This window comes from Clavibacter rahimiani (assembly GCF_052654495.1).
Genome location: NZ_CP199790.1, coordinates 1491332 through 1509704 on the forward strand (window position 1 = coordinate 1491332; position 18373 = coordinate 1509704).

Sequence of the window (18373 nt, forward strand, 5' to 3'; positions counted from 1 at the left end):
CCATGACCGATTCCGCACCCACCGACGTCCGCTACCTCGCCGTCTTCGCTGACGGCCCCCTCGAAGGCACCACCGAGACCCGCGTCCTCGTGGACGGCCAGCACGACGAGACCATCAGCACGATGTCCGCGGTGGAGGGCAAGGAGTCGCTGTTCCAGTACCGCGCCGGCGCGGTCTCCGAGGTCGCGGGCGAGCAGCGCGTCACCTACACGTTCGTGGCCGACGGCAGCGACGACGTGCTCGGCGAGGGCGACGACGAGTCCCTCGAGCTCTGACCCCTCTCCCTCCCGGCGCGCGAGCGCCTCGACGACGACCCCGGCCCGCCACGCGGCACCGGGGTCGTCGTGCGTCCGGCGTCGTGCGTCCGGGGTAGGCGATGACCGGGCGAGGGGCCGTCGAGCTCAGGCCCAGCCGAGCTCGTGCAGCCGGTCGTCGTCGATGCCGTGGAAGTGCGCGATCTCGTGCACGAGCGTGACGTGGACGAGGTCGCGCAGGTCGTCCAGGTCCTCGGCCTCGTGCAGGTGCGGCTCGCGGTACACGACGATCCGGTCGGGCATCTCGCCGAACCCGTACTGGCCGCGCTCGGTCATGGCCACGCCGTCGTAGAGGCCCAGGAGGTCGAGCGAGCCGTCCTCGGGCCGGTCCTCGACGACGAACACGACGTTGTCGAGGCCGTCGACCATCTCGTCCGGCAGCTCGTCGAGCTCGTCGACCACCAGTCGCTCGAAGTCCTCGGGATCGCAGTGCAGCACGGGTCCACCCTCGCACACGCCGTACGGGCGGATCCCGCCGCGGCAGCCTGCCGGGGCCGGTCGCGCGCAGACGACGGCACGGAGACGACGGAAGGGCCGGGACCCTCTCGGATCCCGGCCCTTCCCGGTGGGGTGGACGACGGGGCTCGAACCCGCGACTTCCGGCTCCACAAGCCAGCGCTCTGCCAACTGAGCTACGCCCACCATGCGGCCGATCCCGCTCTCGCGGACGGCCATGACGAGGATACTACAGCCGCGGGGCCCACGCGGACGTGACGTCCGCGGAGATGGCCTGCACGTCCTCGGTCGCGGGGCCGGGTGCCGGCACGAAGGCGGCCCGGCGGTAGTACTCGAGCTCGCGGATCGACTCGAGGATGTCGGCGAGGGCGCGGTGGCCGCCGTTCTTCGCGGGGGCGTTGAAGTAGATCCGGGGGAACCACTCCTTCGCGAGCACCTTGATGGAGGAGACGTCGACGCTCCGGTAGTGCAGGTGCGCGTCGACCCGCGGCATGTACTTCGCGAGGAACGCGCGGTCGGTGCCGATGGTGTTGCCGGCGATCGGGGCCTTGCCACCGGTGGGCACGTGCTGCAGCAGGTACTCGATCACCGCGAACTCGGCGTCGGCGAGGCTGACGCCCGCGGGGATCTCGTCGAGGAGGCCCGAGGAGCGGTGCATGTCGGTGACGAACTCGCCCATGTTGGCGAGGGCAGCGGGGTCCGGGTTGATCACGATGCTGAAGCCGTCGTCCACGGGCACGAGGTCGAAGTCGGTGACGACCACCGCGACCTCCACCAGCTCGTCGATCGCGAGGTCGAGCCCCGTCATCTCGCAGTCGATCCATACCAGCCGGTCAGCGTTGTTGCCCATCCCGCGATCCTATCGGCGGCCTCGGACGGCACGGATCCCGGCCGCCTACCATGGGGGAGTGATCACCCTCCTGGCCGTCCTCCTGGTCGTCAACGGCGTCTGGAACGTCATCGTCTGGCCGCAGTTCCTGAAGCGCGTCGCGAAGGATCCGCGGGCGCGCGCCGCCGACGGATCCCGCACGCCGTTCTTCACGGTGCACCTCGTGCTCGTGTCGGTGTCGCTCCTCCTCGCGCTCGTCTCGATCGTCGCCGCCGTCGCGGGGTTCCTCTCCTGACCGCCGGCGATCCCGCGTCCGGGGCGACGGGTCCCGCGGCGGCCGACGGCGTCCGTGTCGTCATGTTCTCCTCGCTCTTCTGCGTGCCCTGCCAGGCGACGCGGAAGGTGCTCGCGGAGGTCCAGCGGCTGCTGCCCTGGCTCCCCGTCGAGGAGCTCGACGTGGCGGCGCATCCGGACCGGGCCGAGGAGGAGGGCATCCGCTCCACGCCCACGATCCTCGTGCTCACGGACGACCGCGAGGTCCTCCGCGCCGAGGGCGTCCCCACGGCGCCGCAGGTCCTGCAGGCGGTCGCGCGGGCGCTGGACGAGGCCGCGACCGGGGCGCCCGCCGCTCCGGGTCCGTCGGACCCCGCGTAGTACCCTTCTCACGACCCCCCGTAGCTCAATGGATAGAGCATCGGCCTTCTAATCCGACGGTTGCGCGTTCGAGTCGCGCCGGGGGGACCCCCGCTGTCGCGGCCCGCCGGATCCACGTAGATTCGACGCATGCGCGACATCCAGTCACAGATCATCGCCGCCCTCGAGGTGCGCCCGACCATCGATCCCGCCGACGAGGTCCGCAAGCGCGTCGACTTCCTCAAGGCCTACCTCCGGTCGACCGGCGCGGAGGGCTTCGTCCTCGGCATCAGCGGCGGACAGGACTCCTCCCTCGCCGGACGCCTGGCCCAGCTCGCGATCGAGGAGCTCGCGGCGGAGGGGCTCCTCGCCGAGTTCGTCGCCGTGCGCCTCCCCTACGGCGTGCAGGCCGACGAGGAGGACGCGCAGCTCGCGCTCCGCTTCATCCAGCCCAAGTCGAGCGTCGTGTTCGACATCAAGCGCGCGGTCGACGGGTTCGAGGCGGAGTACGCCGACGCCGCCGGGCACCGGATGCTCGACTTCACGAAGGGCAACGTCAAGGCGCGCTCGCGCATGGTCGCCCAGTACGCGCTGGCCGGCCAGGCCCGCCTCCTCGTGATCGGCACGGACCATGCGGCCGAGGCCGTCACGGGCTTCTTCACGAAGTACGGCGACGGCGGCGCGGATGTCCTCCCGCTCACCGGGCTCACCAAGCGCCAGGGCCGCGCCCTGCTCGAGCACCTGGGCGCGCCCGAGCGCCTGTACCTGAAGGCGCCGACGGCCGACCTCCTCGACGAGACGCCCGGCCAGACCGACGAGGCGAACCTCGGCCTCACCTACGCGGACATCGACGACTTCCTCGAAGGCGGCGAGGTCGACGACGAGGTGGCGGAGGCCATCGAGGCGCGCTACCTCAGCACCGAGCACAAGCGCCGCGTGCCCGCCTCGATGTTCGACGACTGGTGGAAGTGACCCCGTCCCTCGCGGACGCCACGACGCCCCGCCCCTCCGAGAGGGGCGGGGCGTCGTCGTGCGGGGGCCGAGGTCAGCGGCGCTCGCCCTCCGCGGCTCGGGAGTTCGCGGCCGCCGAGTAGGGGACGGGCGGGCTGTACTGCTCGTCGGGCGACTCCACGCGGCGCTCGGCGGCGGGCTGGTCGTCCGATCCGCTGCGCCAGGGCACCGGGACGGGGGAGACCGCGGTCTGCTCGGGCTGCCGTGCCTCGGAGCGGGAGGGCCCGCCGTCGGCGGCGGGCTGGTCGTCCTCGAACTGCCAGCGGGCGATGTCGCCCTGGAAGATCTTGCGGGCGCGCCCCGGGTGGTGCTGCCACTCGACGATGCGGTCGCGGAACTCGGCGAGCTGCGCGTCGAACTGGAAGCCGAAGCTGCCGCTCCCGCGCTTGAACTCGGTGATCTCGTGCGCGGCCCAGGTGGCGGCCGTCGCGGCGCCCTTCACGGGGAGGAGGCGGATGCGGATGTCGGCCTCGCCCGCGGCGCGGTCGGCGAGGACGCGCTCCTGCGCGGTGAGGCCGTCCCAGACCGAGGCCTGGCGCGCGGCGTCGACGAGCATGCCGATGGCCGCGGCCTTCACCTCGCGGTCGTGCCGCACGAGGATCCGCTGCGTGGCGCCGCGCGCGATGAGCGCGGCGAGGACGCCGGCGACCACGATGGCGACGAAGGGGACGACGACGCCCGAGAGGAGCTGCGTGCCCCGATCGGACGCGAGGGCATCGAGGAGATCATTCCACCACTGCATGCGGTGACCGTACCCCGCGTGCCGGGCGCCGTCCGGGAGGCGGCGCGGGCGCGTCGCGCCGCGTGCTCATCGGCTGGCGCGACTCAGAAGCGGAGGCAGTCGACGGCGTCCTGCAGCGCCCAGAAGTCGCCGAGGGGCACGAAGCCCTGGGCATCCCGACGGAGCCGCTTCGCCCGGAACCGCTCGCCCTGCGGCTCGTGCATGCGCTCGACGTAGCCGAGCACCGCGCCGTCCGGCCGGGTGACGCGCAGCAGGCCGTCGTGCAGCTCGCGCACCTGCACGGCGGTGCGCGCGAGGGGGGTGTAGGTGATGCTGGGCATGGTGTCCTCCGTCCGCGTGCCGCCGGCCCGGCGGTGTCTCGATGTCCCCGAAGCTACGGGGCACCACCGACATCGCGGGCGGCTGGAATGGGCGGCGGCCGATGACGGTTCCCTCCCATGTCGACCGCCGCGGACCTCGCGCGCATCGACGGGAAGTAGGTTCATCTCTCATGCAGACATTCATCCTCGCCGGCGGCTGCTTCTGGTGCCTCGATGCGGTCTACCGCACCCTCGACGGCGTCCAGGACGTCATCTCCGGCTACATCGGCGGCCACACCGCCCACCCCTCCTACGACGCCGTGTGCACGGGCGCGACCGGGCACGCGGAGGCGGTGAAGGTGGTCTTCGACGAGGAGGTCATCCCCGCCGACGTCATCCTCGACGTGTTCTTCACGCTGCACGACCCGCGCCAGCTCAACCGCCAGGGCGCCGACGTCGGCACCCAGTACCGCTCGGCCATGTTCCCCGCGGACGCCGAGCAGGAGCAGCTCTTCCGGGACGCCATCGCGCGCGCCGGCGAGCTGTGGGACGGCACGGCGGTCACGACCATCGAGCCCGTCGGCACGTGGTACGACGCGGAGGAGTACCACCAGGACTTCTTCGCCAAGAACCCGGGCCAGGGCTACTGCAACGCCGTCGCCGTGCCCAAGGTCAACAAGGTGCGGAAGTCGTTCGCGCAGTACGTGCGCGCCGCCTGATCCACCTCCCCACGACGCCCCGCGGCCTGTACGGCCGCGGGGCGTCGGCGTACCATCGGCACGTCCGGGCGACGGAGCCCGGGGAGGAGAGGCGACGACGATGTCGATGACCACCAGCACGACGACGAGCGGGGTCCCGCGCACCGCGGGCAAGACCTGGGTGGCCTTCGGAGCCACGGGCGCGCTCGCCTCCATCCACTCCCACGAGGACGGCTACGAGGTGCGGTCGTTGCACCGCGGCGTCGTCGCCGGCACATACCCCACCCTGGAGATCGCGAAGTCCGCCCTGCGCGCGGGTCGGGACGAGGACCTCCGCTTCTCCGAGCACTGAGCGGCGGGCTGCCGCCGCTCCTCCCCAGGGACCGGCCCGGGCGGCCCGCCGCGCATGTCGCGGCCGTGGCCCGGTCCCGGCGATCCGGCGCGCATGATCTCCCCGCGGTCGTCCGACCGCGGTACAGGGGAGCGGCATGGCGGACAGCACGGGCATCGCGGGGGCCGACCGACGAGCGGAGGCACGGGTCGCCCTGCACGGATGCGTCGCCGGGCCGCCGCGAGCGCTGCGCACGACCGACGGCTGGGAGGTGGCCAGCCTCCTCGTGGGCGGTCGCGACGGCACGGGGGACCCGCACGCGACCGGCGCACCCGCCGTGCTCGCCGTGTGCGCGGGAACCGGCGCGGCCGTCATGCTGGACGCCCTCGGGGTCGGGGACGAGGTGGTGGTCGTCGGCCGGCTCCGGGCCCGACGGGCTGCGCGGCCGGAGGACGACGCGGTGGAGCTCGACGCGGATGTGGTGCTCGCCCGCTCCGGGCCGGTCTCCGCCACTGCCGTACCGCCGGAGCCTAGGATCGCACCATGAGCGGATCCCCCCGGTGGCTCGAGCCGGACCAGCAGCGCGCCTGGCGGACCGTGATCGTCGCCCTGAACCACGTCAGCGAGCGCATCGAGCGGGAGCTCCTCCGGGACGCCGGCATGCCGCACGCGTACTACATGATCCTCGTCCGGCTCTCCGAGGCCGAGGGCGGCGCGCTCCCGATGAGCGTGCTCGCCCGGGCGCTGCAGGCGTCGGCCAGCCGCACGTCCCACGCCGTGACGCGCCTGGAGCAGCTGGGCTGGGTCCGACGGTCGCGGTCGCCGCACGACGGCCGGAGCCTCCTCGCCGAGCTCACCGACGAGGGCCGCGCCACCCTCGTGGCGGCCGCCCCGGGACACGCCGAGGAGGTGCTCCGCACGGTGTTCGACCCGCTCACGTCGGAGCAGACCGCGCAGCTCGAGCGCATCGCGCGGGATATCCTCACCAGCATGCGCGCATCCTCCCTCGACGACGGCCGGGGGAGCGCCGACGGCGACGACCTGGCCATCCCCCCGGCCACCGACCACGACGCCGACCGGTCCTGCGCGGACGAGTCCGCGGCGTGACCCGCGCCACCCGCGCCCTCGTGGCGCCCGTGCTCGTCGCCGCCCTCCTCCTCGCCGGCTGCACGTCGGCGCCCGCGCCCGCACCGGCCGAGCCGACGCCCGCCGCGGTCTCCGGGAGCCCCGGCGCCGAGGCGCCCTCCGCCGCGCCGACCATCCCGCCGGTCGACGCGGCTGGGACGGCGGAGGAGAACCTCCCCGCGTTCGAGTCCACCGCACGCGCGGTCGTGGAGGGCGACCCCAACGCGCAGGGCCGCGACCTCGTCGACGCGCTCGTGGGCGCCGGGTTCCCGAAGGACCGCATGGAGGTCACCGCCGACCGCACGCCGCTCGGCAACTCGGTGGACTCGATCCTCGTCTCCGTGCACCTGGCGGACGCGTGCCTCATCGGGCAGCGCGCGCAGGACGGCTTCAGCGCGCACGTCGAGCCGGCGCTGTCGTCCGGCCGCTGCCTCGTGGGGCAGACGCGCGCCATCGACTGGTGAGCGCCGCACCCGACGGGCGCGCGGCGGCATCCCGGGACCGGTGGCACTCAATAGACTCGGACCATGGCTGAATACATCTACTCGATGGTCCGCGCCCGGAAGGCGGTCGGCGACAAGCTGATCCTCGACGACGTGACCATGTCGTTCATCCCCGGCGCCAAGATCGGCGTCGTCGGACCGAACGGCGCGGGCAAGTCCACGATCCTCAAGATCATGGCGGGTCTCGACACCCCCAGCAACGGCGAGGCCAAGCTGTCGCCCGGCTACACGGTGGGCATCCTCATGCAGGAGCCCGAGCTCGACGAGTCGAAGACCGTCCTCGAGAACGTCCAGGAGGGCGTCGGCCCGATCAAGGCGCAGATCGACCGGTTCAACGAGATCTCGGCGGCCATGGCCGAGCCCGACGCCGACTTCGACACGCTGCTCGCCGAGATGGGCACGCTGCAGGAGGCCATCGACGCCGCCGACGCGTGGGACCTCGACTCACAGCTCGAGCAGGCCATGGACGCGCTGCGCACCCCGCCGGGCGACGCCTCGGTCGCGAACCTGTCCGGAGGCGAGAAGCGCCGCGTCGCGCTCTGCAAGCTGCTGCTCCAGAAGCCCGACCTGCTGCTCCTCGACGAGCCCACCAACCACCTCGACGCCGAGAGCGTGCTCTGGCTCGAGCAGCACCTCTCCAAGTACCCCGGCGCCGTCCTCGCCGTGACCCACGACCGGTACTTCCTCGACCACGTGGCCGAGTGGATCGCCGAGGTCGACCGCGGGCGCCTCTACCCGTACGAGGGCAACTACTCGACCTACCTCGAGAAGAAGCAGGAGCGCCTCAGCGTCCAGGGCAAGAAGGACGCGAAGCTCTCCAAGCGCCTCGCCGAGGAGCTCGACTGGGTCCGCAGCAACGCCAAGGGCCGTCAGGCCAAGTCGAAGGCGCGCCTCGCGCGCTACGAGGAGATGGTGACCGAGGCGGAGCGCACGAGGAAGCTGGACTTCGAGGAGATCCAGATCCCCGTCGGCCCGCGCCTCGGATCCCAGGTCATCGACGCGTCGAAGCTGCACAAGCAGTTCGGCGAGCGCGTCCTCATCGACGACCTCTCGTTCACGCTGCCCCGCAACGGCATCGTCGGCGTCATCGGCCCGAACGGCGTCGGCAAGACCACGCTGTTCAAGACCATCGTCGGCTTCGAGCCGCTCGACAGCGGCGACCTTCGGATCGGCGACACGGTCGACATCTCCTACGTCGACCAGAGCCGCGGCGGCATCGACCCCGAGAAGTCCCTGTTCGAGGTCGTCTCCGACGGGCAGGACTACATCCAGGTCGGCAAGCAGGAGGTGCCTGCGCGCGCCTACGTCTCCACGTTCGGGTTCAAGGGACCTGACCAGCAGAAGAAGGCCGGCATCCTCTCCGGTGGAGAGCGCAACCGCCTCAACCTCGCGCTGACGCTCAAGCAGGGCGGCAACCTGCTGCTCCTCGACGAGCCCACCAACGACCTGGACGTCGAGACGCTCGGCAGCCTGGAGAACGCGCTCCTCGAGTTCCCCGGCTGCGCCGTGGTCATCACCCACGATCGGTGGTTCCTCGACCGGATCGCGACCCACATCCTGTCGTACGAGGGCACGGAGGAGGACCCGGCCAACTGGTACTGGTTCGAGGGCAACTTCCAGGCGTACGAGGAGAACAAGGTCGAGCGACTCGGCCCGGACGCGGCGAAGCCGCACCGCTCCGCGTACCGCAAGCTCACGCGCGACTGATCCCGTGACCCGGGTCCACGTCCCGGTCCACCTCCGGTGGGCCGACCTCGACGCCTACGACCACGTGAACAACGTGGAGGTGCTGCGACTCCTGGAGGAGGCGCGCGTCCGCGCGTTCTGGCGCGGCGATGCTGACGGCGACGGCGTGGACCCGGGCATGGCGCTCATCGACGCCACCGCGGGCGCGGCCACCATGACGATGATCGCGCGGCAGGAGGTCGAGTACCTCCGGCCGATCTCCTACGGGCGGCGGCCGCTCGACGTCCAGGTGTGGCTCGGCCGCCTCGGCGGATCCAGCCTCGAGGCCTGCTACGAGCTCCGCTCGCCCGCGGGCGTCGAGCCGTCGGAGCTCTACGCGCGCGCGTCGACCACCATCGTGCTCGTCGACGCCGCGACGGGCCGCCCGCGTCGGATCACCGACGACGAGCGCGCCGCGTGGGCGGACTACGTCGAGGAGCCCGTGGCGTTCAGCCGGCGCGGCTGAACGCGACGCGGCCCGCGGGTCAGCCCTGCGCCTCGGGCGGCACCCGGACCATGCCCTCCTGGGCGACGCTCGCCAGCAGCACGCCGTCGCGCGAGTAGATGCGGCCCAGGGACAGGCCGCGGCCGCCCTGCGCGCTCGTCGACTCCTGCACGTAGAGCATCCACTCGTCGGCGCGGCCGGGTCGGTGGAACCACATCGCGTGGTCGAGGCTCGCGGTCTTGATGCCGGGCGTCGCCCACGAGAGGCCGTGCCGGCGGTAGATGGACTCGAGGATCGAGTAGTCGCTCGCGTACGCCATCGACGCGAGGTGCACCGCGGGGTCGTCGGGGAGGCGGCCGATGGCGCGGATCCAGACGGCCTGGTGGGCGACGCGCTCCTCGGCGGCGCCGAAGTAGACGGGCTGCTCGACGTGCCGCATGTCGAACGGGCGGTCGTTCGCCCAGTGCTTCGCGACGGGGTGATCGATGCGGGACAGGACGTCGTGCGCGCTCGGCAGCGATTCCGGCTCCGGGATCCCCTCGGGCATGGGCGCCTGGTGCTCGAGGCCCTCGTCGGCGTCCTGGAAGGACGCGATCATCGAGAGGATCGGGCGGCCGTCCTGGTAGGCCTGGGTGCGGCGCGTGGAGAACGAGCGGCCGTCGTGGATGCGGTCGACCGAGAAGGTGATCGGCTTCGTGACGTCACCGGGCCGCAGGAAGTAGCCGTGCATGCTGTGCGGGCGGCGGTCCGGGTCGGTGGTGCGCATGGCGGCCACGAGCGACTGCGCGAGCACCTGGCCGCCGAAGACGCGGCCCATGGGCATCCACTGCGAGGGGCCGGTGGAGATGTCCTCGCTCGTGCGGGCGCCGGTGTCCGTGAGGTCGAGGGCGGTGAGGAGGCCGGCGAGCGGGCCGTCGGCCGGGGTGTCGGATGCGTGGTCGGTCATGGGTCCTCCGCCTGGCGGGCCGACCTCGGGCGGTCGGGCGCCCGGCGGAACGCGTGGGCGCATCCAGTAGCTTAGACAGGCCATGACGCCCTCCTTCGCCCTCCGGGACGCCCTCGCCCTCGGCGATCTGCAGACCTTCCTCGGCCGCTCCGCCCGCGTCGACGACGGGGCCGTGCGCCTCATCGGATCCGGGGGCGTGCTCGCCGTCTACACCTCGGTGCTGCAGCCCGCCGGCCTGCTCGACCGCGCGCCGACCGTGCTCGGGCTCCGCACCTTCGCCGCGGAGACGCAGGCGCCCGTCGACAGCGTCGTGCCCATCCGGGCCCTCCTCGACCGCCTCGCGCGCCTCGAGGGCCCGGCGACCGGATCCCCGGGCGAGCCCGTCGGCGTGCTCGTGCCGCCGGACACCGCCACCGCGCCGTGGGCGGGCATCTCGCCGCCGCGCGCGGGGTGGGAGCGGATCGCCGACGTGGCGGCGTCCGCCCTGCGGGACGCGGCGCGCGCCGGCATCGAGGAGGTGGCGGCGGCCGTCCCCACCGGCATCGGCGAGCAGATCGTGACGCGCGTGCGCGGCGAGGTGTGGGGACGCCCCGTGGAGGGGGCGCCCGACGTGCTGGCCGGCGGCGCCTTCGCGGCCTACAGCCTCGGGTTCCTGGGGCCGGATCCGGCGCCCGACGCCGCGGCGGACGACGGCGAGGCGCCGGTGGCCGTGTTCCGCACGGGTCCGTGGACCCGCCTCACGACGTCGCGCGGGCACGTGCTCGTGCGCCGGCTCTAGGCGCGCGTCTCCCGGGGTCACGCCGGCGCGCGGCTCCGCGACCGCGCGCGGCGGCCGGGGCGTCCGGCGCGCCCCTCAGGACTCGTCGAAGGTGTTGACCATCGCGTGCGCGGCGCGCTCGAGGTAGTCCCAGAGCTGGGCCTCGTGCATCGGCGGCAGGTCGAGCGAGTCGACGGCCACGCGCATGTGCGCGAGCCAGCGGTCGCGTGCGTCCGGGTTCACGCGGAACGGCATGTGCCGCATGCGCAGGCGCGGGTGGCCGCGCTCCTCGCTGTACGTCGTCGGGCCGCCCCAGTACTGCTCGAGGAATCCGGTGAGCCGCTGGATCGCGCCCTCGAGGTCCTCCTCGGGGTACATGGCGACGAGCACCGGATCCTCGGCGACGCCGCGGTAGAACACGCGGACCAGCTTCTCGAACGTGGGGCGGCCGCCGACGTCGTCGTAGAAGGACTTGGCGAGCAGGTCGGCCATCAGGACTCCTCGGGCGGCGTGGTGGGCTTCCGCGGCACGCGCGGGGCGCGGGGCGGCTTCGGCGGGGCGGTGGCGGGGGAGCCCGACGTGGTCCCGGGCTCGGCGTCCGTCGGCGCGGGGGACTCGGGCAGGACGGTCCAGGTCGCGGTGACCTCGTCCTCGTCCTCGGGGCGGTCGGGGGCGGCGTCCTGGGCGGGCACCGTGCGGGTCGCGCGCGGGTCGACCGGCGCACCCGCGGCACCGCGGACGACCGGGGTGGCCGGCCCGGCCGAGGGGCTGGCCGGGTCGCGGTGCACGAGCTTGCGACCGGTGCGCTTGCGGGTGGCGGGCGCGTCGGGCTGCTGGACGGGCGTGGACGCCGTGCGGGGCGGGTGCGCGCCGCCGACGCTCGCGGCGCTGTCGAACCCGGTGAGGACCACGGCCGTGAGCGACGGGAGCGTGACGCCCATCGCGTCGAGGGCCGACTTGAGGCGCGCGCGGAGCTCGCGCGACACGTCGTCGCGGGCGTTGCTGCGGGTCTTGACGACCACGCGGATCACCACGGCCGACTCGGAGATCGACTCGATGCCCCAGAGCTCCGGCTTCTCGACGATGCGCGAGCGCCACTTGGGCGTGGTCGCGAGCTCCGTGGCGGTGGCGAGCGTGCGCTCCTGCACGGCCTGCACGTCGGTGTCGTAGGGCACCGCGAGGTCGATGACGACGCGCGCCCACCCCTGGGACATGTTGCCCACGCGGAGGATCTCGCCGTTGCGCACGAACCAGAGCGTGCCGTTGACGTCGCGGAGGGTGGTGATCCGGATGCCGACGGTCTCGACGACGCCCGTGGCGGGACCGACGTCGACGACGTCGCCGACGCCGAGCTGGTCCTCCACGACCATGAAGAGGCCGTTGAGGATGTCCTTCACGATGTTCTGCGCCCCGAAGCCGAGGCCGGCGCCGAGGGCGGCGGTGAGGAGGGCGAGGGAGCTGAGCGCTCCCGGCAGGGCGATGTTGATGACGAGGGAGACCACGATCACCACGATCACGACCGTGGTGATGTTGCTGAGGACGCTGCCGAGCGTCCGCGTCCGTTGCACCACGCGGACGGCCGTGAGGGGGGAGGCCTGGATCGACTGCGTGTCATCGACGTTCTGGCGCTTCTTGACGCCCGAGACGATCTGGTCGACCGTGTTCCGGATCACCACGAGCAGCGCCCAGCGGGCGATGATGCCGCCGATGAGGACGGCGAGGACCTGGATGAGCGTGCCCCAGGTGGAGAAGAACGAGCCGTCGCCGCAGCACACCATGCTCAGGTCCATCGCGACGCGCTTCCGACGGGGAGGAGGAGAGGGGTGGTCATCCGGACGAGTGTAGCCGCGGGCTCCCTGGCCGATCCTGGATCCGCGCGCAGGTCGCGGGAGCCCGCGGGACGCGCACGGAGGAGCCCGCGGAGACGACGACGGGGACGGCCGCCAGGGCGACCGTCCCCGTCGGGGTCCTGCGGGTGGTGCTACTCGGCGTCCTTCGCCTGCGCCCGGAGCGCGCGCTCCACGCCCGACAGCAGCTCGCTGACGAGGCGACGGAGCGCCGGCGGCTCGGGGTTGGCGTCGAGCCAGGCGACGGTCGCGTCGCGGAGCTCGGCGTCCGCCAGCGGCGACGGGTAGAAGCCGCCGATGAGCGCCGCCGCGATGGCGTAACTGCGCGACTCCCACACGCCCTGCAGCGCGTCGAAGTACGCGCCGACGAACGGGCGGAGCAGCTCGACGTCCGCCGCACGGCGGAAGCCGAGGCCCGTCGTGCGGACGATCGTGTTCGGCTCGGTGTCCGCCTCCCACACGGACGCCCACGCCGCGCGCTTGCCCTCCGCGGTGGGGAGCGCGGCACGCGCCTGCGCCGCGGACTGCGCGCCCGTCGCCGTGCGGTCCGCCTCGAGGGTCGCGTCGATCTCCGGCGTGCCGGCGCGACCGCCCGCGACGAGCGCGGTCAGCAGCTCCCAGCGGAGGTCCGCGTCGATCTCGACGCCCTCCAGCGTCTCCGTGCCGTCGAGCAGCGCCTGCACGTGGTCGAGCTGCGCGGGCTCGGAGGCCACCTGCGCGAACGTGCGGAGGAACTGGAACTGGTTGTCGGATCCGGGCGCCGCCTGCGACGTGAGCGCCCACAGCTCGGCCGCGACCGTCGCGAGCAGCTCCTCGCGGTGGTCGGGCGCCGAGTACGACGACGCGGCGACCGTGAGCTGCGCGAGCGCGTAGCGGAGGGCCGTGGACTCGTCCTCGGTGGCGACGTTGTCGAGCACCAGACGCGCGTAGTCGCGGGCGCGGATCTCGCCGTCGCGCGTCGCGTCCCACACGGAGGCGAACACGAGCGAGCGGGCGAGCGAGTCCTCGAACGCGGCGAGGTGGCGCATCGCGACCTCGAGGGACGCGGGATCCAGGCGGATCTTCGCGTAGGTGAGGTCGTCGTCGTTCAGCAGCACGAGCGCGGGGCGCGCGCGGCCGACGAGCTCCGCGACCTCGGTGCGGTCGCCGTCGACGTCCAGCTCGAAGCGCTCCGTGCGGACGAGGTGCGCGTCGCGGAGCTCGTAGAAGCCGATCGCGAGGCGGTGCGGGCGGAGCGTCGGGTAGTCCGCCGCCGCCTCCTGCAGCACGGCGAACGAGGTGATGACGCCGTCCTCGTCCGTCTCGATCTCCGGCCGGAGCGTGTTGACGCCCGAGGTCTTCAGCCACAGGTCGGTCCAGCGCTCGAGGTCGCGGCCGCTCGTGCCCTCGAGCTCGCGGGTGAAGTCGCGGAGCGTGGAGTTGCCGAACGCGTGGCGCTGGAAGTACGCGGCGACGCCCGCGAGGAACTCGTCCTGGCCGACGTACGCGACGAGCTGGCGGAGCACCGAGGCGCCCTTGGCGTACGTGATGCCGTCGAAGTTGACCTGCACGTCCTCCAGGTCGTTGATGGTCGCGTAGACGGGGTGCGTGCTCGGCAGCTGGTCCTGGTTGTACGCCCACGACTTCTCGCCGGCGTTGAACGTGGTCCAGGCGCCGGTCCACTCGGTGCCCTCGGCGGTGGCCAGGGTCGAGATGTAGGTGGCGAAGGACTCGTTGAGCCACAGGTCGTCCCACCACTTCATGGTGACGAGGTCGCCGAACCACATGTGCGCCAGCTCGTGCAGGATCGTCGTGACCCGGCGCTCCTTGACCGCGTCGGTGACCTTGGAGCGGAAGACGTAGCTCTCGACGAACGTGACGGCGCCCGCGTTCTCCATCGCGCCGGCGTTGAACTCCGGGACGAAGAGCTGGTCGTACTTCGGGAACGGGTACGGGTACGCGAAGCGCTCCTCGTAGAACGCGAAGCCCTCGCGGGTCTTCTCGAAGACGTAGTCCGCGTCGAGGTGCTCCATGAGCGACTTCCGCGCGAAGACGCCGAGGGGGATGGTGCGGCCGTCGCTCGAGGTGAGCTCGCTGCGGACGACGCCGTAGGGGCCCGCGATGAGCGCGGTGATGTAGCTGGACATGCGGAGCGTCGGCTCGAAGGTCCAGGTGGAGGCACCGTCCGCGGCGGCCGTGGGGGCGGGGGTCGGCGAGTTCGACACGACCTCCCAGTGCGCGGGCGCCGTGACCGTGAAGCGGAAGACGGCCTTGAGGTCGGGCTGCTCGAACACCGCGAACATGCGGCGCGAGTCCGGCACCTCGAACTGCGAGTACAGGTAGACCTCGTCGTCGACGGGATCCACGAAGCGGTGCAGGCCCTCGCCCGTGTTCGTGTACAGGGCGTCGGCGACGACCGTCAGCTCGTTCTCCTGCGCCAGGTCGTCGAGGCGGATGCGCACGCCGTCGTTGACGTCGGCCGGGTCGAGCTCGCGGCCGTTGAGCGTGACGGCGTGCACCGTGCGCGTGATCGCGTCGATGAAGGTGGACGCGCCCGCCGTCGCGGTGAAGCGCACGGTCGTGGTGGATCCGAACACCTCGGCTCCGCGGGTGAGGTCGAGCGTCACGTCGTACTCGGACACGTCGAGGAGCGCGGCACGCTCCTCGGCCTCGACGCGGGTGAGGTTCTCTCCTGGCATGGTGCTCCTGCTCGTCCGTGAGGTGGGTGGGCCGTGCGTGCGGCGCGCCTCGCGTGACGGTGCACCGGGGTCGGGGACCGGGGGTGCCGCGGGCGGAGCGGCGCCGCTTCGGAGCCGATCCTATTCCGTCGGCTGACCTAGGCTGGCGGCATGTCCGACGTTCAGAACAGCCCCCGCACGACCGCCGTCGAGTTCTGGTTCGACCCCTCCTGCCCCTGGGCGTGGATGACCTCCCGCTGGGTCGACGAGGTCGCCCGCCACCGCGACCTCGACATCACCTGGCACGTCATGAGCCTCGCCGTCCTCAACGAGGACAAGGCCGACGACCCGAACTTCGCCGCCTTCCTCCCGCGTGCGCTCCGCTTCACGCGCCTCGTCGCCGCCGTCGAGGCCGAGCACGGCGCCGCGCACGTCAAGCCGCTGTACGACGCGCTCGGCACGCGGATCCACCTGCGCGACCAGAAGGACGCCGACGTCGTGATCCCCGAGGTCCTCGCCGAGCTCGGCCTGCCCGCGGAGCTCGCCGAGACGAGCCGCACCGACCGCTACGACGAGCCCATGCGCGCCAGCCACTTCGACGGCATCGAGCGCGTCGGCCAGGACGTCGGCACGCCCGTCATCTCCGTCGACGGCGTCGCGTTCTTCGGGCCCGTCATCTCGCCCGCGCCGAAGGGCGAGGAGGCCGTCAAGCTCTGGGACGGCGTCGTCGCGGTCGCCGCCTACCCCGGCTTCTTCGAGATCAAGCGCTCGCGCACCGTGGGCCCCATCTTCGACTGATCCACCATCCCGCCGTGCGCGCCGCGGCCGGACGTCCCCGGGCGTCCGGCCGCGTCACGCCGGCACCGCCCGCGCCGCGGGCACGACGCCGCCTGGCGGCAGGAGGAGTGCACCGATGCGCATCCACATCGCGACCGACCACGCGGGCCTCGACTTCTCGAGGTACCTCACCGACCACCTGACGGCCGCCGGGCACGACGTCGTCGACCACGGGCCGAGCGCGTACGACCCGCTCGACGACTACCCGTCGTTCTGCATCCGCGCGGCCCGCGCCGTCGTCGCCGACCAGCGGGCGGGGGAGACCGCGCTCGGCGTGGTGTTCGGCGGATCCGGCAACGGCGAGCAGATCGCCGCGAACAAGGTCGAGGGCGTGCGCGCGGCGCTCGTCTGGAACCCGTCGACCGCCGTCCTCGCGCGCCAGCACAACGACGCCAACGTGATCTCCATCGGCGCCCGCCAGCACACCGTCGAGGAGGCCACGGCCTTCATCGACGCGTTCATCGCCGAGCCGTTCTCCGAGGAGGAGCGGCACGCGCGCCGCATCGCGCAGCTCGCCGAGTACGAGACGACGGGCGCCATCGCCGGCCACCCCGTCACCGACTAGCCGCCGTGCCCGAGGGCCATTCGATCCACCGGATCGCGAAGCAGTTCGAGGCGCACTTCGTGGGCGACGTCGTGCGGGCGTCGTCGCCGCAGGGCCGCTTCGCCGAGGGCGCCGCCGTGCTCGACGGTCGCCGCCTCCTCGCCGCCAAGGCCGTGGGCAAGCAGATGTTCCTCGAGTTCGACGGCGGCGTGTGGCTCCGCGTGCACCTCGGTCTCTACGGCGCGTGGGACTTCGCGGGCGACGTCTCGACGCTCAACCGGATGGGGCAGAACGGGATGCGCGGCGACGTCCCCGTGGACGACCGCGTCGACGACGCGCCGGTCGACGCCGACGCCGAGGACTCCCTCGCCAGCATCGGCGCCCCGCGGCGCGCGCGACTGCGCATGGCCGAGCAGGAGAAGGTGCACGACCCGTTCTCCTCGGAGACGTGGCCGCCCGAGCCCGTGGGCCAGGTGCGCGTGCGCCTGCTCACCGAGCGCGCGGTCGCGGACCTCCGCGGGCCCACCGCCTGCGTCGTCGCCAGCCCCGAGGAGGTGCAGCAGGCCATCGACAAGCTCGGGCCGGATCCCCTCGTCGACGGCGGCAAGCGATCCGAGGACCGGTTCACGGCGACCGTCCGGAGGAAGCCGACCGCGATCGGCCTGCTGCTGATGGACCAGTCCGTGGTCAGCGGGATCGGCAACGTCTACCGCGCGGAGCTCCTGTTCCGCGCTCGGCAGAACCCGCACACCCCCGGCCGCGACGTGCCCGAGGACGTCGTGCGGGGGCTCTGGAAGGACTGGTCGAGGCTCCTGCGCAAGGGCGTCGAGGTCGGGCAGATGATGACCATGGACGGCCTGCGCGGCAGGAAGCTCGAGGCGGCGCTCCGCAACCGCGCGGACCGGCACTGGGTCTACCACCGCGAGGGCCTGCCCTGCCGGGTGTGCGGGACGCACATCGTGATGGAGGAGGCCGCGGGCCGGAAGCTCTACTGGTGCCCGTACTGCCAGGCGTGACCCGCCCGTGAGATGACGGAGGGGCCCGGATCCGTTCGGATCCGGGCCCCTCGACCGTCGTCGGCTGCTGGTGCTGGTGCTGGTTCTGGTGCTGTGCGGCGGTGCTACTCGCTGATGTGGGCGAAGAGGAACCAGCGGTCCTTCTCGAGCCCGCGGGCGATCTCGATGGCGACGTCCTGGCTGTTGACGTCGATCTCGCCGAGCTCCTGCACCGCGCGGTTGACGAGCTCCATCGTCGCGTCGATCTGCGCGATGACCTCGGCGATCGTGGCGCTCGACTGGCGGAAGCCGGGCGTGAGCGGCGCGGTGGTCGTGGCGGCGGCGACCGTCTCGATGCGGGCGTCGATCGGAAGGCCGAGGGCGACGACGCGCTCGGCGGCCGTGTCGGCCCAGCCCTGCGCGTGGGCGACGAGGACGTCGAGGAACTCGTGCACGCCGATGAAGTTGGCGCCGCGGACGTGCCAGTGCGCCTGCTTGCCGTTGACGGCGAGGGCCTGGAGGTTGACGACGACGGGGCTGAGGAACTGCGCGACGCCGGCGGCGACGTCGGCCGAGGTGGAGCTGGTGGGGACGTGGACGGTGTCGGTCATGGGTTCTCCTCGAGCGTGACGGGTCTGCGGTCTGCGGACGGTGCCCTCAATCTCGCGCACGGCGGGCG

24 protein-coding genes and 2 tRNA genes are annotated in these 18373 nt (G+C 72.7%); 16 read left to right on the plus strand and 10 right to left on the minus strand.

Annotated elements, in window-relative coordinates; translation table 11 throughout:
* Positions 1-2 precede the first annotated feature (2 nt).
* Positions 3-275 carry a hypothetical protein gene (locus ACT7CP_RS07105; protein ID WP_413963193.1) on the plus strand — a complete coding sequence of 91 codons (273 nt, stop codon included), beginning with the start codon at positions 3-5 and terminating at the stop codon, positions 273-275.
* Positions 276-401: 126 nt separating this feature from the next.
* Here the strand turns inward: ACT7CP_RS07105 and ACT7CP_RS07110 are convergent, their stop codons facing one another.
* The 3 genes from ACT7CP_RS07110 to orn form a co-directional block, all read right to left on the minus strand.
* Positions 402-752 (minus strand): metallopeptidase family protein, encoded by a 351-nt coding sequence (locus ACT7CP_RS07110; protein ID WP_445443897.1) that lies wholly within the window; start codon positions 750-752, stop codon positions 402-404.
* A gap of 128 nt (positions 753-880) precedes the next feature.
* Positions 881-956 (minus strand) — tRNA-His (locus ACT7CP_RS07115).
* 43 nt (positions 957-999) lie between these two features.
* Complete coding sequence (gene orn, locus ACT7CP_RS07120) at positions 1000-1620, minus strand: oligoribonuclease (RefSeq protein WP_413963191.1); 621 nt, start codon at positions 1618-1620, stop codon at positions 1000-1002.
* A gap of 58 nt (positions 1621-1678) precedes the next feature.
* Between orn and ACT7CP_RS07125 the strand changes: the two genes are divergently transcribed.
* The 4 genes from ACT7CP_RS07125 (at position 1679) to nadE (ending at position 3204) form a co-directional block, all read left to right on the plus strand.
* A complete protein-coding gene (locus ACT7CP_RS07125) occupies positions 1679-1894 on the plus strand; it encodes an SCO4848 family membrane protein (protein WP_445443898.1) in 216 nt (71 codons plus the stop codon).
* Positions 1891-2253 (plus strand): thioredoxin family protein, encoded by a 363-nt coding sequence (locus ACT7CP_RS07130; RefSeq protein WP_445443969.1) that lies wholly within the window; start codon positions 1891-1893, stop codon positions 2251-2253. Before ACT7CP_RS07125 ends, ACT7CP_RS07130 begins: the two co-directional genes overlap by 4 nt.
* A 14-nt stretch (positions 2254-2267) precedes the next feature.
* Positions 2268-2340 (plus strand) — tRNA-Arg (locus tag ACT7CP_RS07135).
* A 42-nt stretch (positions 2341-2382) separates the two neighbouring features.
* Complete coding sequence (nadE, locus tag ACT7CP_RS07140) at positions 2383-3204, plus strand: ammonia-dependent NAD(+) synthetase (protein WP_445443899.1); 822 nt, start codon at positions 2383-2385, stop codon at positions 3202-3204.
* Between the two features lie 73 nt (positions 3205-3277).
* Here nadE and ACT7CP_RS07145 read toward each other — a convergent pair whose 3' ends face one another.
* Positions 3278-3985 (minus strand): hypothetical protein, encoded by a 708-nt coding sequence (locus ACT7CP_RS07145; RefSeq protein WP_445443900.1) that lies wholly within the window; start codon positions 3983-3985, stop codon positions 3278-3280.
* An 83-nt stretch (positions 3986-4068) separates the two neighbouring features.
* The gene (locus ACT7CP_RS07150; protein WP_413963186.1) at positions 4069-4305 is read right to left on the minus strand and encodes a hypothetical protein; all 237 of its coding nucleotides are present in this window, start codon (positions 4303-4305) and stop codon (positions 4069-4071) included.
* Positions 4306-4475: 170 nt separating this feature from the next.
* Here ACT7CP_RS07150 and msrA point away from each other — a divergent pair, with 170 nt between their 5' ends.
* From msrA to ACT7CP_RS07185, 7 genes are all read left to right on the plus strand, one after another.
* Positions 4476-5003, plus strand: coding sequence for a peptide-methionine (S)-S-oxide reductase MsrA (gene msrA / locus ACT7CP_RS07155; protein WP_445443901.1), 528 nt, complete (start codon positions 4476-4478; stop codon positions 5001-5003).
* Positions 5004-5109: 106 nt separating this feature from the next.
* On the plus strand, positions 5110-5334 hold the full coding sequence (locus ACT7CP_RS07160; RefSeq protein WP_445443902.1) for a hypothetical protein: 225 nt from the start codon (positions 5110-5112) through the stop codon (positions 5332-5334).
* A gap of 136 nt (positions 5335-5470) precedes the next feature.
* The gene (locus tag ACT7CP_RS07165; protein WP_445443903.1) at positions 5471-5860 is read left to right on the plus strand and encodes a hypothetical protein; all 390 of its coding nucleotides are present in this window, start codon (positions 5471-5473) and stop codon (positions 5858-5860) included.
* On the plus strand, positions 5857-6420 hold the full coding sequence (locus ACT7CP_RS07170; RefSeq protein ID WP_413963183.1) for a MarR family winged helix-turn-helix transcriptional regulator: 564 nt from the start codon (positions 5857-5859) through the stop codon (positions 6418-6420). Before ACT7CP_RS07165 ends, ACT7CP_RS07170 begins: the two co-directional genes overlap by 4 nt.
* On the plus strand, positions 6417-6902 hold the full coding sequence (locus ACT7CP_RS07175; RefSeq protein WP_413963182.1) for a DUF6993 domain-containing protein: 486 nt from the start codon (positions 6417-6419) through the stop codon (positions 6900-6902). The genes ACT7CP_RS07170 and ACT7CP_RS07175 overlap by 4 nt, the downstream gene beginning before the upstream one ends.
* A gap of 63 nt (positions 6903-6965) precedes the next feature.
* The gene (gene ettA / locus ACT7CP_RS07180; RefSeq protein ID WP_307501586.1) at positions 6966-8648 is read left to right on the plus strand and encodes an energy-dependent translational throttle protein EttA; all 1683 of its coding nucleotides are present in this window, start codon (positions 6966-6968) and stop codon (positions 8646-8648) included.
* A 4-nt stretch (positions 8649-8652) separates the two neighbouring features.
* Positions 8653-9132, plus strand: a complete 480-nt coding sequence (locus ACT7CP_RS07185) for an acyl-CoA thioesterase (RefSeq protein ID WP_445443904.1) — start codon at positions 8653-8655, stop codon at positions 9130-9132.
* 19 nt (positions 9133-9151) lie between these two features.
* On the opposite strand, the gene ACT7CP_RS07190 is transcribed toward ACT7CP_RS07185, so the two are convergent.
* Positions 9152-10057 carry an acyl-CoA thioesterase gene (locus ACT7CP_RS07190; protein ID WP_445443905.1) on the minus strand — a complete coding sequence of 302 codons (906 nt, stop codon included), beginning with the start codon at positions 10055-10057 and terminating at the stop codon, positions 9152-9154.
* An 82-nt stretch (positions 10058-10139) separates the two neighbouring features.
* On the opposite strand from ACT7CP_RS07190, the gene ACT7CP_RS07195 reads away from it, so the two are divergent.
* Positions 10140-10835 (plus strand): DUF8185 domain-containing protein, encoded by a 696-nt coding sequence (locus ACT7CP_RS07195; protein ID WP_445443906.1) that lies wholly within the window; start codon positions 10140-10142, stop codon positions 10833-10835.
* A gap of 75 nt (positions 10836-10910) precedes the next feature.
* On the opposite strand, the gene ACT7CP_RS07200 is transcribed toward ACT7CP_RS07195, so the two are convergent.
* From ACT7CP_RS07200 to pepN, 3 genes are all read right to left on the minus strand, one after another.
* Positions 10911-11306: a globin gene (locus tag ACT7CP_RS07200; RefSeq protein ID WP_445443907.1), complete on the minus strand. Its 396-nt coding sequence runs from the start codon at positions 11304-11306 to the stop codon at positions 10911-10913.
* Positions 11306-12604 (minus strand): mechanosensitive ion channel family protein, encoded by a 1299-nt coding sequence (locus ACT7CP_RS07205; protein WP_445443908.1) that lies wholly within the window; start codon positions 12602-12604, stop codon positions 11306-11308. Before ACT7CP_RS07205 ends, ACT7CP_RS07200 begins: the two co-directional genes overlap by 1 nt.
* Before the next feature lie 191 nt (positions 12605-12795).
* The gene (gene pepN / locus ACT7CP_RS07210) at positions 12796-15339 is read right to left on the minus strand and encodes an aminopeptidase N (protein ID WP_445443909.1); all 2544 of its coding nucleotides are present in this window, start codon (positions 15337-15339) and stop codon (positions 12796-12798) included.
* Between the two features lie 150 nt (positions 15340-15489).
* On the opposite strand from pepN, the gene ACT7CP_RS07215 reads away from it, so the two are divergent.
* The 3 genes from ACT7CP_RS07215 (at position 15490) to ACT7CP_RS07225 (ending at position 17715) form a co-directional block, all read left to right on the plus strand.
* Complete coding sequence (locus ACT7CP_RS07215; RefSeq protein ID WP_445443910.1) at positions 15490-16116, plus strand: mycothiol-dependent nitroreductase Rv2466c family protein; 627 nt, start codon at positions 15490-15492, stop codon at positions 16114-16116.
* A gap of 115 nt (positions 16117-16231) precedes the next feature.
* The gene (locus ACT7CP_RS07220; protein ID WP_413963174.1) at positions 16232-16720 is read left to right on the plus strand and encodes a ribose-5-phosphate isomerase; all 489 of its coding nucleotides are present in this window, start codon (positions 16232-16234) and stop codon (positions 16718-16720) included.
* Positions 16721-16725: 5 nt separating this feature from the next.
* The gene (locus tag ACT7CP_RS07225) at positions 16726-17715 is read left to right on the plus strand and encodes an Fpg/Nei family DNA glycosylase (protein WP_445443911.1); all 990 of its coding nucleotides are present in this window, start codon (positions 16726-16728) and stop codon (positions 17713-17715) included.
* Positions 17716-17819: 104 nt separating this feature from the next.
* Here the strand turns inward: ACT7CP_RS07225 and ACT7CP_RS07230 are convergent, their stop codons facing one another.
* Positions 17820-18305: a Dps family protein gene (locus tag ACT7CP_RS07230; RefSeq protein WP_413963172.1), complete on the minus strand. Its 486-nt coding sequence runs from the start codon at positions 18303-18305 to the stop codon at positions 17820-17822.
* Positions 18306-18373: the final 68 nt, after the last annotated feature.

What these genes read in the sequence shown, in the direction of transcription:
- ACT7CP_RS07165 (WP_445443903.1), top strand. Translation starts at nt 5,471, where the DNA reads ATGGCGGACAGCACGGGCATCGCGGGGGCCGACCGACGAGCGGAGGCA.
- ACT7CP_RS07160 (WP_445443902.1), top strand. Translation starts at nt 5,110, where the DNA reads ATGACCACCAGCACGACGACGAGCGGGGTCCCGCGCACCGCGGGCAAG.
- ACT7CP_RS07170 (WP_413963183.1), top strand. Translation starts at nt 5,857, where the DNA reads ATGAGCGGATCCCCCCGGTGGCTCGAGCCGGACCAGCAGCGCGCCTGG.
- ACT7CP_RS07190 (WP_445443905.1), bottom strand. Translation starts at nt 10,057, where the DNA reads ATGACCGACCACGCATCCGACACCCCGGCCGACGGCCCGCTCGCCGGC.
- ACT7CP_RS07220 (WP_413963174.1), top strand. Translation starts at nt 16,232, where the DNA reads ATGCGCATCCACATCGCGACCGACCACGCGGGCCTCGACTTCTCGAGG.
- pepN (WP_445443909.1), bottom strand. Translation starts at nt 15,339, where the DNA reads ATGCCAGGAGAGAACCTCACCCGCGTCGAGGCCGAGGAGCGTGCCGCG.
- orn (WP_413963191.1), bottom strand. Translation starts at nt 1,620, where the DNA reads ATGGGCAACAACGCTGACCGGCTGGTATGGATCGACTGCGAGATGACG.
- nadE (WP_445443899.1), top strand. Translation starts at nt 2,383, where the DNA reads ATGCGCGACATCCAGTCACAGATCATCGCCGCCCTCGAGGTGCGCCCG.
- msrA (WP_445443901.1), top strand. Translation starts at nt 4,476, where the DNA reads ATGCAGACATTCATCCTCGCCGGCGGCTGCTTCTGGTGCCTCGATGCG.
- ACT7CP_RS07145 (WP_445443900.1), bottom strand. Translation starts at nt 3,985, where the DNA reads ATGCAGTGGTGGAATGATCTCCTCGATGCCCTCGCGTCCGATCGGGGC.
- ACT7CP_RS07105 (WP_413963193.1), top strand. Translation starts at nt 3, where the DNA reads ATGACCGATTCCGCACCCACCGACGTCCGCTACCTCGCCGTCTTCGCT.
- ACT7CP_RS07215 (WP_445443910.1), top strand. Translation starts at nt 15,490, where the DNA reads ATGTCCGACGTTCAGAACAGCCCCCGCACGACCGCCGTCGAGTTCTGG.
- ACT7CP_RS07200 (WP_445443907.1), bottom strand. Translation starts at nt 11,306, where the DNA reads ATGGCCGACCTGCTCGCCAAGTCCTTCTACGACGACGTCGGCGGCCGC.
- ACT7CP_RS07195 (WP_445443906.1), top strand. Translation starts at nt 10,140, where the DNA reads ATGACGCCCTCCTTCGCCCTCCGGGACGCCCTCGCCCTCGGCGATCTG.
- ACT7CP_RS07150 (WP_413963186.1), bottom strand. Translation starts at nt 4,305, where the DNA reads ATGCCCAGCATCACCTACACCCCCCTCGCGCGCACCGCCGTGCAGGTG.
- ACT7CP_RS07205 (WP_445443908.1), bottom strand. Translation starts at nt 12,604, where the DNA reads ATGGACCTGAGCATGGTGTGCTGCGGCGACGGCTCGTTCTTCTCCACC.
- ACT7CP_RS07230 (WP_413963172.1), bottom strand. Translation starts at nt 18,305, where the DNA reads ATGACCGACACCGTCCACGTCCCCACCAGCTCCACCTCGGCCGACGTC.
- ettA (WP_307501586.1), top strand. Translation starts at nt 6,966, where the DNA reads ATGGCTGAATACATCTACTCGATGGTCCGCGCCCGGAAGGCGGTCGGC.